9 protein-coding genes and 1 riboswitch are annotated in these 12,400 nt (G+C 47.4%); of the genes, 2 read left to right on the forward strand and 7 right to left on the reverse strand.

The window, feature by feature from the left end; all coding sequences use genetic code 11:
- Positions 1–134: 134 nt before the first annotated feature.
- From thiC to thiD, 4 genes are read right to left on the reverse strand one after another with little or no spacing between them, the layout of a single operon-like run.
- Complete coding sequence (gene thiC, locus DW083_RS18085) at positions 135–1,841, reverse strand: phosphomethylpyrimidine synthase ThiC (RefSeq protein ID WP_122333362.1); 1,707 nt, start codon at positions 1,839–1,841, stop codon at positions 135–137.
- Between the two features lie 16 nt (positions 1,842–1,857).
- The gene (locus tag DW083_RS18090) at positions 1,858–2,595 is read right to left on the reverse strand and encodes a thiamine phosphate synthase (protein WP_122333363.1); all 738 of its coding nucleotides are present in this window, start codon (positions 2,593–2,595) and stop codon (positions 1,858–1,860) included.
- Entirely contained in the window at positions 2,586–3,185 is a 600-nt protein-coding gene (locus DW083_RS18095) for a thiamine phosphate synthase (RefSeq protein WP_122333364.1), read from the reverse strand. Before DW083_RS18095 ends, DW083_RS18090 begins: the two co-directional genes overlap by 10 nt.
- Positions 3,182–4,021, reverse strand: a complete 840-nt coding sequence (gene thiD / locus DW083_RS18100; RefSeq protein ID WP_122333365.1) for a bifunctional hydroxymethylpyrimidine kinase/phosphomethylpyrimidine kinase — start codon at positions 4,019–4,021, stop codon at positions 3,182–3,184. Before thiD ends, DW083_RS18095 begins: the two co-directional genes overlap by 4 nt.
- Positions 4,022–4,041: 20 nt before the next feature.
- Positions 4,042–4,138, reverse strand: a riboswitch (TPP riboswitch).
- 130 nt (positions 4,139–4,268) lie between these two features.
- On the opposite strand from thiD, the gene DW083_RS18105 reads away from it, so the two are divergent.
- Entirely contained in the window at positions 4,269–6,824 is a 2,556-nt protein-coding gene (locus tag DW083_RS18105; RefSeq protein WP_122333366.1) for a DUF5686 and carboxypeptidase-like regulatory domain-containing protein, read from the forward strand.
- Here the strand turns inward: DW083_RS18105 and DW083_RS18110 are convergent, their stop codons facing one another.
- The 3 genes from DW083_RS18110 to DW083_RS18120 all read right to left on the reverse strand — a co-directional run bounded on the left by DW083_RS18110 (position 6,825) and on the right by DW083_RS18120 (position 10,698).
- Positions 6,825–8,072 carry a BamA/TamA family outer membrane protein gene (locus DW083_RS18110; RefSeq protein ID WP_122333367.1) on the reverse strand — a complete coding sequence of 416 codons (1,248 nt, stop codon included), beginning with the start codon at positions 8,070–8,072 and terminating at the stop codon, positions 6,825–6,827.
- 51 nt (positions 8,073–8,123) lie between these two features.
- Positions 8,124–9,695, reverse strand: coding sequence for an ATP-binding protein (locus DW083_RS18115; RefSeq protein WP_233552276.1), 1,572 nt, complete (start codon positions 9,693–9,695; stop codon positions 8,124–8,126).
- Positions 9,696–9,759: 64 nt separating this feature from the next.
- Positions 9,760–10,698 (reverse strand): nitronate monooxygenase family protein, encoded by a 939-nt coding sequence (locus tag DW083_RS18120; protein WP_122333383.1) that lies wholly within the window; start codon positions 10,696–10,698, stop codon positions 9,760–9,762.
- Positions 10,699–10,865: 167 nt separating this feature from the next.
- On the opposite strand from DW083_RS18120, the gene DW083_RS18125 reads away from it, so the two are divergent.
- Positions 10,866–12,356 carry an arylsulfatase gene (locus tag DW083_RS18125; protein ID WP_370039378.1) on the forward strand — a complete coding sequence of 497 codons (1,491 nt, stop codon included), beginning with the start codon at positions 10,866–10,868 and terminating at the stop codon, positions 12,354–12,356.
- Positions 12,357–12,400: the final 44 nt, after the last annotated feature.

The following is a 12,400-nucleotide window of genomic DNA, read 5'->3' on the forward strand; positions in this document are numbered from 1 at the left end:
CGAACGCAGATCATTTATTGTTTTAAAAGAAAATAAGTCTGCGTTCCTCTGCGTTATCTGCGCCCGTCTGCGTCCGGTAAATACGAGCAAACACCCCGTTAAATCATCATTTACCGTATCCAAAGGCGGGCTATCTACTTCCCGCAATCTTCTTTATGCAAGTCCTTACTTAGGCGCATGGCACAGAAGTTCGGGCCGCACATCGTACAGTATTCGCCATCCGTCACGGCGCTGTCCTTGTAGTATTGCAGGGCGCGTTCCGGATCGAGCGACAGGTTGAACTGGTCTTTCCAACGGAACTCAAAGCGGGCTTTGCTCAAGGCATTGTCGCGCACTTGTGCGCCGGGATGCCCTTTGGCCAGGTCGGCGGCATGGGCGGCAATCTTATAGGCGACAACACCTGTGCGGACGTCTTCCTTGTCCGGCAGCCCGAGATGTTCTTTCGGGGTGACGTAGCAGATCATTGCCGTCCCGTGCCAGGCGATCTGGGCGGCTCCGATTGCGGATGTGATATGGTCGTAACCCGGTGCGATATCGGTTGTCAACGGGCCTAATGTGTAGAACGGAGCGTTGTGGCAGGCATATTGCTGTTCTTTCATGTTCTCCTGTATCTTGTTCATGGGGACGTGGCCCGGGCCCTCGATGATGACCTGTACGAACTGGTCCCAGGCGATCTGTGTCAACTCGCCCATCGTATGCAGTTCGGCAAACTGGGCGGCATCATTGGCATCATAGATGGAACCCGGACGGAGACCGTCGCCGATCGAGACGGCAATGTCATACATCTTCAGGATTTCGCAGATTTCGGCGAAATGGGTATAAAGGAAGTTCTCTTCATTATGAATCTGCATCCATTTAGCCATGATCGAGCCTCCGCGTGAAACGATACCGGTCAGGCGCGTCTGCGTCAGTTCGACGTGTTTCTTCAGCAGGCCGGCGTGGATGGTGAAGTAGTCGACGCCTTGTTCGGCCTGTTCGATCAGCGTGTCGCGGTAAATCTCCCAACTCAGGTCTTCGATCTTTCCGTCCACTTTCTCCAAAGCCTGGTAGATAGGGACTGTTCCCATCGGCACAGGGCAATTGCGGATGATCCATTCGCGCGTCTCGTGGATGTTGTTGCCGGTGGAAAGGTCCATCAGCGTGTCGCCTCCCCATTTGCAACTCCATACGGCCTTTTCGATCTCTTCGTTGATGCCGGACGAAAGGGCGGAATTTCCGATGTTCGTGTTGATCTTGACCAGGAACTTCCGGCCGATGATCATCGGTTCGGCTTCCGGGTGGTTGATGTTTGCCGGGATGATGGCGCGTCCGGCGGCAATCTCCTTGCGCACAAATTCCGGTGTGATATAGGATTTCAGGCCGAGGGCTTCGATTTGTTGGTTCTCGCGGATTGCCACGTATTCCATTTCGGGTGTGATCACACGCTTTTTTGCATAATACATCTGGGTGATGTTCTTGCCCGGCTTCGCCCGGTAAGGCAGATGGTGTTTCGGGAAACGGATGGCGTCCAGCGACGGGTCTGCCAAACGCTGGCGGCCGTAGTCGGAGGTCAATTCTTCCAATTGTACCAGATCCTTGCGCCCTGCATACCAGGATTCGCGGATGCGGGGAATGCCGTTCTGCGTATTGACTGTGATTTTAGCGTCCGAGAACGGACCGCTGGTGTCATAAACGATTACGGGATTGTTCTTTTTGTGGATCAGTTCTCCGTCTTCACCACGCGTGACGGTATCCAGTATCTTGATCTTGCGCATGCCCACATTTATCTTGTGGATGCTGCCGGGAACATAGATCTTTTCCGATGAAGGATAGGTAATGCGTATTCTGTTTTTACTTGCCATTGTATTGTATGTTTTTTTATATTTCTGAATCGTCCCTGCAAGGGTCCGGCTTGTGTTTGTTGATCTCCCTGATGAAACGGCGTGTTTCTTCCACCGGATCATCGGCATTGATGATCGCTCCGGAGACGGCGATGCCTTCTATCCCTGTTTCCATCAAGGGGGCAATATCTTCAAACTGAATGCCACCGATGGCAAAGATAGGAATTTCGAGACCGGCTTCCCTATATTGTTCCATGATTTTTTGATATCCTTCCAATCCTAACACGGGGCTCAGGTTCTTTTTCGTCTCGGTAAAACGGTACGGCCCCAGGCCGATGTAAGAAGCGCCTTCCCGGTCCGCCTTCAAAATATCCTCGAAGGTGTTTGCCGTTGCGCCGACAAGGAAAAGGTCGTCCAAGCCTTTTTCGATGATGATCCGCCAGGCTTCTGATACCGGCATATCGTTTTTCCCTAAATGGACGCAATGGATACCGGCTTTGATTGCCATTTCCAGGTTGTCATCCAAGCAGCAGACACAATCTAAACCGCCTTTGAACAGGGTGAAGTGCGAAACTTCTTTGGCGACTTCAAGGTTCAGATTGTCTTTCATGCGGAGCTGAACCCAGTTGCAACCGCCTTTGATTACCATCTTGATCTCATCCAGCTCTGTATATTTGTTTGTACGATGCGTGATGAACATAAGTCGGTTTTGGCCGGTGAAACAAGCATACCGGCCTCTGCCGGCGCAGCTCTCTAAATAATTGTCTAATTCCATGCTTGTAGTTTTTTATATTGTGTGATAATAATATCCAGTTTGTCTGTCGACGGACGCTCTCCCCAAAGCGCGCCCAACACGGCCGCTCCTCCGAAACGGAAAGGGCGGAGCAACGGGAGAGTGGCAAGGTCTATGCCGCCAAGGGCAAAAACCTTTTCGTTAATGATTCCGGCATCGGAGGCCTGTTGTAAGGTTTCCATTGCAAAACCGCTTCCGTATCCTTCTTTCGAGATGCTCCGGAAGATAGGGCTCAGGAACAGATAGTCGAGCGACTGGTAGTGTCGGATTTCCTCGATGGAATGGCAGGAACGGCTGACCGTCCCCTTGAAGCCGGATGGCGCCAGGCTGTTGCGCCGGTTCAGGTGCACGCCTCCCAAGCCGTAATCTGTTGCCAGCGAAAAGCAGTCGTGGAGCACGATTTTCGGATAGTGGACGGCCGGTATTTTATCCAGCAGCCGGCGCAGTTCGTCAATCTTTCCTTCCGGCTTACGCAAGTGGAGAGATTGCATTCCTTCTTCAAAAAGCCGGGTGAGAATGATGTTTTCTCCCGGAAAGAAGCCCGGTGTCGTGATTACAATCAGCTTTTTCATGCTTTTATTTTTATCAACGGAACGGGAGCGAACAGATGGTTCATAGGCCCATGCCCGTGTCCGGTCTGCACGTCGGCACCGGCCTCAAGGGCGGCTGTTACATATTCTTTTGCCAACCTTACGGCATCCGGCAATTCTTTACCCAAAGCCATATAAGCGGCAATTGCGGAAGACAGTGTGCATCCTGTGCCATGCGTGTTTTGTGTCTGAACAGCCGGGACAACCAGTCGGAGAGGGGCCGCATCCTTCGTGAACAGGATATCGGCCCTTTCGCTTCCTTCCAGGTGGCCGCCTTTCATCAGGACGGCACGGCATCCCCGGGCTAAAAGCTCTTGAGCGGCTTTTTCCATCTCTTCTTCATTCCGTATCGGCATGCCTGACAGGAAAGCAGCTTCGTCTATATTCGGAGTTACTAACATGACCTTAGGGAACAATTCGTTTACAATGACTTCGATCGTCTCGTCTTCCATCAGCTTGCTGCCGCTTGTCGAAATCATGACAGGGTCGAGAATTACTTTTGAAAGCGAAAAACGGTCGATCGCACAGGCTACAATCCCGGCAGCTTCCCGGTTATGCAACATCCCGATTTTTACGGCATCGACCGTTATATCCTCGAATACGGCATTTATCTGTCCTTCCACTATTTCCGGCGAAACAGCCTGTATCCCCCTTACACCCGTTGTATTCTGGGCGGTAATGGATGTTATTACAGAAGCTCCGAATACGCCTAATGCTGAAAATGTCTTCAGGTCCGCCTGTATTCCTGCACCGCCGCCGCTGTCTGAACCGGCAATTGTAAGTGCTACCGGATAGCGAAACATTGTGTTTGTTTTCATTTATATATAAAAAGGAGGGAAAAGCCTTGTCTGTTTTTTCCTACGGCGGCATTACCCGCATCAGGTTCACAGGTATAATCTCAGCCCGTTTACAGTATGGCACCCCTTTCAACAGGCAAAGGTAGAAAGAATTTTTTTCAATTGGAAGATTATGTGCACGTTTTGGAACACTCTGTAAAAATAAACTGTTATACTTTTGCAGCGTTTAATTAGGGATAAAGTAGAAATCTAAGGATAGAAAATTGTGATGGGGAAAAAGATTGTTTTTTTGCTGGCATCCTTATTTGTGGTATGGATAGCAAATGGACAGAATACGATAATAAAAGGAATAGTGACCGACTCGATTACTGGGGAAGGATTACCTTATGTATCTCTTATATTCAAAGGAACGACGATAGGAACGGCAACTGACGGGGACGGGAATTTCACATTCTCTACTCCGAATGCCAACCGAACCTTGGTTGTTTCTTATCTGGGATATGATACAAAAGAAGTGGGAGTCACTCCGGGCAGGACCAATAATCTGAAAATACAATTAGCGCCGAACGGAATCGCGTTGAATGAGGTCGTTGTCAAGCCGAAAAAGGAGAAATACAGCAAAAAGGAGAATCCGGCTGTGACCTTTGTAAAACAGGTGATTGCTTCACGTGAAAGCAATGACCCTCGTAATCATGACTATTTTCAATACGATCAGTATGAGAAGATGGTCTTTGCGATGAACGATTTCCATCCTAAACCCAAAAAAGACGGAAAGCCGGGCAAGTTTGATTTCCTGGTTGATTTTGTCGATACACTCGATGTTGGCACGACTATTCTGCCGGTTTCGGAAAGGGAAAAGGTCGAAACGGTTTATTATCGCAAAGAGCCGAAGTCGGAAAAACGGGTTGTCAAAGGCAGCAAAGCATCCGGTGTGGATGAAATATTCTCCCGCGACGGTATCCAGCAGTTCCTGAACGAGGTTTTCCGGGAAGTCGATATCTTTAAAAACGATATTCCTTTGTTTCTGCAACGGTTTGTAAGCCCGCTTTCTACAATCGGACCGAACTATTACAAATATTATCTGCTCGACACGCTGGAGGTGAACGGGCGGAACTGCGTGGATCTGGGGTTTGTCCCCTTCAATTCGGAGACATTCGGTTTTACCGGGCATCTGTTTGTCACGCTCGACTCCACATTCTTTGTGCAGAAAGCGATCCTTAACGTTCCCAAAGATATCAACTTGAACTTCGTATCCGGAATGACAATCGAACAGACGTTCGAACGTACGCCGGACAGTACCCGTATCATTACGAAAGACGATATCAATGTCAATTTCAAGTTAAGCGAAAAGTCCAAAGGCATGTATGCGCGGCGCCTGAATGTTTACAGCAACCAGTCGTTTAAGGAGCCGGATGTCGAACAGGCCCAGGTGTTTAAGGAGAGTGCGCCTGTTATTACGCTGAAAGACGCTTATCGGCAGACGGATGAATTCTGGATAAGCAACCGTCCGGAAGAGGGGATTAAGAAGAATCCCAATTCCGTCGAGAAGTTGATGGCGAAATTCCGCTCCGTTCCGATCTTTTACATAACGGAACAGATCGTATCGATCCTCGTTTCCGGTTATATCCCGACGAATAAGGACCCGTTGAAAAGTAAGTTCGAGTTTGGTCCGATGAATACGGCGATCAGTGGTAATGCGATCGAAGGAGCCCGCTTCCGTGTGGGAGGAACAACGACGACGGCATTCAGTAAAAACTTGTTCTTTGACGGCTATATGGCGTATGGGACAAAAGATGAAAAGCTGAAATATGACGCTCTTGTCGAATATTCGTTCAACGACCGTAAGGAATATCGTAAGGAGTTCCCGTTGAACTCGATCCGTCTGGAATACATGTACGACATCAACCAGTTGGGACAGCAATATATGTATGCCAGCAAAGATAATATGTTCCTGGCGTGGAAACGTCAGAAAGATACGCGTGCCACTTATTTGCGGCAGGCCGAGTTGACTTACTATCATGAGCATTATAATGGTTTGGCTTATGGGGCCGTTGTCCGTAACCGCCGTGAATATGCTACCGAGTATGCTGTATTCGACCGTATTGGTCCGGATGGGATCATTACGCCTACTAAGAGTTATGACATGACGGAGTTGGAACTGAAATTCCGTTATGCAAAGGATGAGAAGTTCTATCAGACGCGTAACCTTCGTTACCCGATTACTTTCGATGCGCTGATCTTCAATTTCAGCCATGTGATGGCGAAGAAAAACCTGTTGGGGTCGTCGTACGATTACCAGCGTACGGATATCGGCATTCAGAAACGTTTCTGGTTCTCGGCTTTCGGTTATATCGATATTATAACCAAAGCGGGAAAAGTCTGGAACAAAGTACCTTATCCATTGTTGATCTTGCCGAATGCCAACCTTTCTTATACGATCCAGCCGGAGTCATATACGAATATGAACGCGATGGAGTTCATCAACGATGAATATGCATCTTGGGATTTGACGTATTACATGAACGGTAACCTGCTGAACCGTATACCGATGATAAAGAAACTGAAGTGGAGGGAAGTCTTCTGTTTCCGCGGCTTGTGGGGACATCTGACTGAAAAGAATAATCCGATGAATGGTGGAGACGGCTTATATCTCTTCCCCGACGATACTTATACATTGGGAAAAGCGCCTTATATGGAAGCCAGTGTCGGTGTGGAAAACATCTTAAAGTTCCTTCGTCTGGATTATGTCTGGCGTCTGAACTATCGTGATAATCCGGGTATCCAGACGAAGGGTGTTCGTTTTATGATGCGACTGTCGTTCTGATCAGAATGCTTCCGTCATATTCATATAGACCTGCATCCCCGGTTGTCCGGGCTCTTTGCCGATATCCAGCCTGAAATTCTTTCCCGGCTGCATCTGGAAACGGAGTCCGGCACCGAAATTGAATTTCCACTTGTTCCAGTCAAAAGGAGTTTCCCCGATCGTCCCGGTTCCGGCCCAGGCTACAAAACCGCATTTCGCCCAGAAGTTACCGCTTTTGTATTTTGCCGGTGAACCGAACATATGGCGATATTCGACAATTCCGTAAGCCATCGATTTATCCCGGTATTTGCCCATATAATAGCCGCGAAGGTCGAAGGGAGAACCGAATGTCGGCAACTCCGTAAAAGGAATATCTCCCATGCCGATTTGGCTTTTGGCGATCCAGGCGAGCGTACTGCGCGGACGGAATACGTTCTTGAATTGGCGATATTCGAGTTCGATGATTTCATAATTATAGGCACCTCCAAGATATTTTCCAAACAATTTGACGTTTGTACCTAACAACATCCCTCGTGTAGGAGTTGCAACATCATCACGGGTATCATATTGAATGAGCCCGCCGATACCGACATTGAAATATTTGCTTTTAAATTTCCGGAAATAAGGATCTTCTTCCATTACCGGATTTATATCCGATGCCCGTGTATAATTCAGATCGAACAGGCCGCCTAAATAGAAATGGGGCCGTACTTCCCATACAAAACGCGGATACAGTTGGAAATAGTTTCGGTGGAATTTGGTCGTCGAATCGCTCCGTTCCAGATTTTCAGCCTTTTCAAATCCTTTGCCATAGTAATGCGAAGGCTCATTCCTGTAACCATAACTTACGTAAATGCGAAAACGGTTTTCATTGAAGAAAAATGTTCCTGCACCGGCAACAACAATTGTTCCGTTCAGCGACAGATTCAGACCGGCAGGCAGAAAGGACCGTTGCGAAACAGTATCTTGTTTGTTTATCCGGAAACTGGCTAAGACTGCACCTCCAACACCGAATGAAGCTTCCGGTGTATAAGAAGGTCCTCCGAGAACGGACCACCATATATTTTTATGTGCACGAATGGAGTCTTTACGCAATTGACGGTAGTAGCGTTTTAATTGCCTTTCGTTCAGTTCCACACCGTCAACGGTGATAACCTCTTTCCGGGCTGTGCTATCTGTCGTAATAACATGACCTTGTTCTTGAGCTTTAACAGATAAAGACAGAACAAAAAAGGGAATTCCTGCAGATACAAATAGACGTTTAAGCATTGACTTTTTTAGTTTGTACGTAGCAAAAGTACAAAAAAAATCAGTTCAAAATCAGATTGGCAACCGGAACCAGAAAGTGGACCCTTCGCCTTCCTTGGAATCTACACCTATTATTCCTCCGAATTTCTCGATGATCATGGCACAAATAGGAAGCCCAAGCCCTGTTCCCTGGACGAAAGTGTTCAGCTTGACAAAGCGTTCGAATACTTTGTCTTTCTTTTCGGCTGGGATTCCGATTCCAGTATCTTTAACAAAAAAGTAAATCTCTTTTTCAGATTTTTCATAGCCGAAGGTAATACTGCCCTGTTCTGTGAATTTCATGGCATTGGTCATAAAGTTAATCATTACCTGCATAACACGGTTTTGGTCCGTATGGATAATACATTCCGGCTGCTTTTGTACAAATTCGATCTTAACACTGTCCGGCCTTTGATTTTTCAGCTGCATTTGCTGGCAGAGGTCTTCCATCAACAGGTTAATATCCGTGTCGGAATAGTTAAAATCAAGTGTTCCCGCTTCTATCTTGGACATATCGATGATGTCATTGATCAACTGAAGCAATAACTCGTTATTTGATGTAATGATATGAACAAATTCTTTCTTCTCTTCGGGATCGTCGGTTTCGGCCAGAAGATTGGAGAAGCCGACAATAGCATTCAAAGGCGTACGGATTTCGTGGCTCATATTCGCTAAGAAAGCTGATTTCAGTTGGTTTGCTTCATCCGCTTTCTTTACTTCATAGAGCAAATGTTCGATCCGTTTCTTATCTGAAATATCTTCGAGTTTCATCAAGCCGCCCAACATTTCGCTTCCGTCGTTTGAGTAGACCGGTATGGCGCTGATCTCGATAGTCGTATCCCCTTCGGTTATCTCGTGGCGAACAGGTTTGCCTTTCTCAACCGTATCACTTAATGCGCAATGCGGGCAAGGACTCTGACGCCCCATCACAGTTTCGTAACATACTTTTCCCGCTATATACCTCCGCCCTTTAGCTATATTATTCAGGCTGGCTGTTGATTCCCATTGCACAACATAGTTTTTGTCTACATAAACAAGTCCGAAATTAATGCTGTTGAGCACCAAATCCTGCGTCTTGATGACATTTTCCAGTTTCTCTTTTGCCTGAATTAATTCTTGTTCGTATTCTTTTATCTTGGTAATGTCCCAACGGGCAATGAGAAGCCAATGGTCATTCCCTAACGATACAACCGATTTGCTCACAATTGTTTTGTGTAAAACCCCATCAGGAGTAAGATAATCCTCTTCCGAGCGATATTCTTTTTTGTCTTTTACCAGTTGTTCGTCTATTTTTCGGTATCTCAAACCACGCTCTTCACCAAAGATATCGATATCGGAATGCCCTAATACTTCACTTTGCTTTTTGCCGGATTGAAGTTCAGCTTCTTTGTTCCAAAACTTATATTTGAAATCATCGTTGATATCTTTGACAAGTACAGGGAAAGGCATATTGTCCAATATATTCAGGCAGAATAACTGAAAGTCCGTAATTTCGGCTTCTCTGGCTTTATATGCCGCTTGCTTTTTCTTGTTTCTGATCCAGGATAACAGAAGTATGATACAAAGTGCTGTTTCAACAATCAGTATTAGAACTATAATACTCATAGCGTTAATTTAAGTACGTTAATTATTTGTTTGAATCCCTTAATTCTTGCTTGCAAAGATAATATTAAAAATGATTCAATTTTTCCACTCCTGCTTGAAAATCATCCAAAATCTCTTTCATGACCTCTGCTACAGTTTGCGATTCCCGGAATAAGGATGCTACTTGACCGATTTCGAGTTCGCCTTCTTGGAGGTTCCCTTCAAAAATACCTTTTTTAGCACGTCCTTTTCCTAACAGCTCTTTCATTTCCTCGACGGAAGCGCCACGGGCCTCGGCTTCTTCGACAGCTGTCGTAAAATCACCTTTGACCAGACGGGTGGGAGAGAGTTTCTTCAACAGGAGCTTCGTGTCGCCTTCATTCAGGTTCAGACAGAGGTTCTTGAAGTTCTCGTGTGCCGAGCTTTCCTTCGTCAGGGCAAAACGGGTTCCGATTTGTACACCTTCGGCCCCTAAAGCGAAAGTTGCCAGCATCGCATCGCCGGTTCCGATGCCTCCGGCAGCCATTAGCGGGAGAGTGGTCGCACGACGTACCGCCGGAATCAGGCATAGCGTGGTTGTCTCTTCACGCCCGTTATGCCCGCCGGCTTCAAAGCCTTCGGCAACTATGGCGTCGACACCGGCCTGTTCGCATTTGGCGGCAAACTTGGAACTGCTGACTACGTGGGCGACTTTCATTCTGTGTTCCTTCAGAAATCCGGTCCATGTTTTGGGATTTCCGGCAGAGGTGAAAACGATCTTTACATTTTCCTCTACCAATATATTCATTAATGCGTCGATTTCCGGATACATCAAAGGCACATTTACCCCGAAAGGCTTGTCGGTCGCAGCCTGGCATTTGCGGATATGGTCACGCAGGACGTCCGGGTGCATGGAACCGGCGCCGATCAGACCTAAACCGCCTGCATTACTGACTGCGGAAGCAAGCCTCCAACCACTGCACCAAACCATTCCACCCTGTATAACCGGATATTGAATATCGAAAAGTTCGCAAATTCTGTTCATTTTCATCAATAATTTTATTTGTACAAGTGCAATATTAGCGAAAAATGTGTAACAGCATTTCACTACTATCATTATATTTGCGGATTATTACATGTTTTAAGTTAAGACTGTTATAATCTAACGCTCAAATACAAAATAAGCAAATGAAACACTGTTTACTCCCCTTGATGGGTGCTTTCTCTTTACCGCTTCTGGCACAGACTTCGCCGCAGAAGCCGAATATCGTCGTGATTGTTGCCGACGATTTGGGATATGGAGACCTCAGTTGTTACGGCGCGACAGCTATCAGTACTCCCGGCATGGACCGGATCGCCAATGAAGGACTGCGCTTTACACAAGGCTATTGTACGGCGGCAACTTCCACGCCGAGCCGCTATTCCCTGTTGACCGGTCTTTATCCCTGGACAAACACGGAAGCCAAGATTCTTCCGGGAAATGCAGCATTGATTATCAATACGCAGCAGGTGACATTGCCGAAAGTCCTGAAGCAGGCCGGTTATGTGACCGGTTCGGTCGGCAAATGGCATTTGGGATTGGGCGACGGAGCGGTAGACTGGAATAAAACGGTCTATCCGGGAGCAAAAGAAATCGGTTATGACTATTCGTTTATCCAGGCGGCAACCAATGACCGGGTTCCCTGTATCTTTATTGAAAACGGCAAAGGTGTCGGTTTGCAGCCGGACGATCCTTTGTATGTCAGCTATCGGGAAAACTTCCCCGGCGAGCCGACCGGTAAGGACAATCCGGAGCTGTTGCGTATGCATCCGAGCGTAGGGCATGCCGGAGCGATTGTGAACGGCGTTCCCCGTATCGGTTTCCAGAAAGGCGGAAAGGCGGCTCAATGGAAAGACGAAGATATGGCAGAACTTTTCCTTGAAAAAGCCAAGACTTTCATGAAGGAAAATAAGGACAAGCCGTTTTTCCTGTATTACGGATTGCATCAGCCGCATGTGCCCCGCGTGCCGAATCAGAAGTTTGCCGGTAAATCCGGTATGGGACCGCGTGGAGACGTGATTCTGGAAGCGGATTGGTGTGTGACGGAGTTTCTGAAAGAGATGGACCGGCTCGGACTGACGGAAAATACGTTGGTTATTTTCTCAAGCGATAACGGTCCTGTCCTGGACGACGGCTATCAGGATCAGGCGGTCGAGTTGGTCGGAAACCATAAGATTGCCGGTCCTTACCGCGGTGGCAAGACGAGTTTGTATGACGGAGGAACTTGTATTCCTTTCCTGCTCCGCTGGCCGGCGGCGGTTAAACCGGGCGTATCGGATGCTTTGGTTTGCCAAATGGATCTTTTGGCCTCGTTGGCAGCACTCACGGGACAGGCTTATCCGGATAAGACGGATAGCCAGAATACGTTGCCGGTCTTTTTGGGCAATAGTGATCAGGGACGGCGTGAACTGGTGATTGAAGGTTATTATAATTATGCTTTCCGCCAGGGTGATTGGGTGATGATCCCGCCTTATCCGGATTATTATGGCGACAAGGAAGAAGCTGAATTTGCTGGCTTTAGCGATTGCTATCAATTGTATAACGTCAAAGAGGACCCGGGGCAGCAGAATAATCTGGCAACAAAAGAACCGCGCCGCCTGCGGCAGATGATGATGCGTTTTGAACAATTAAAAAGAGAAACCGGTAAAAAGACCAATTTTTAGTAGAATTGGCTACCTTTGCCATTAGAATAAATTAATAGTACAGA

It is taken from the genome of Parabacteroides sp. AF48-14 (assembly GCF_003477465.1).
In the GTDB taxonomy this organism is placed as follows: Bacteria; Bacteroidota; Bacteroidia; order Bacteroidales; family Tannerellaceae; genus Parabacteroides; species Parabacteroides acidifaciens.

What these genes read in the sequence shown, in the direction of transcription:
- DW083_RS18090 (WP_122333363.1), bottom strand. Translation starts at nt 2,595, where the DNA reads ATGGAATTAGACAATTATTTAGAGAGCTGCGCCGGCAGAGGCCGGTAT.
- DW083_RS18105 (WP_122333366.1), top strand. Translation starts at nt 4,269, where the DNA reads ATGGGGAAAAAGATTGTTTTTTTGCTGGCATCCTTATTTGTGGTATGG.
- DW083_RS18110 (WP_122333367.1), bottom strand. Translation starts at nt 8,072, where the DNA reads ATGCTTAAACGTCTATTTGTATCTGCAGGAATTCCCTTTTTTGTTCTG.
- DW083_RS18095 (WP_122333364.1), bottom strand. Translation starts at nt 3,185, where the DNA reads ATGAAAAAGCTGATTGTAATCACGACACCGGGCTTCTTTCCGGGAGAA.
- thiC (WP_122333362.1), bottom strand. Translation starts at nt 1,841, where the DNA reads ATGGCAAGTAAAAACAGAATACGCATTACCTATCCTTCATCGGAAAAG.
- DW083_RS18125 (WP_370039378.1), top strand. Translation starts at nt 10,866, where the DNA reads ATGGGTGCTTTCTCTTTACCGCTTCTGGCACAGACTTCGCCGCAGAAG.
- DW083_RS18115 (WP_233552276.1), bottom strand. Translation starts at nt 9,695, where the DNA reads ATGAGTATTATAGTTCTAATACTGATTGTTGAAACAGCACTTTGTATC.
- thiD (WP_122333365.1), bottom strand. Translation starts at nt 4,021, where the DNA reads ATGAAAACAAACACAATGTTTCGCTATCCGGTAGCACTTACAATTGCC.
- DW083_RS18120 (WP_122333383.1), bottom strand. Translation starts at nt 10,698, where the DNA reads ATGAACAGAATTTGCGAACTTTTCGATATTCAATATCCGGTTATACAG.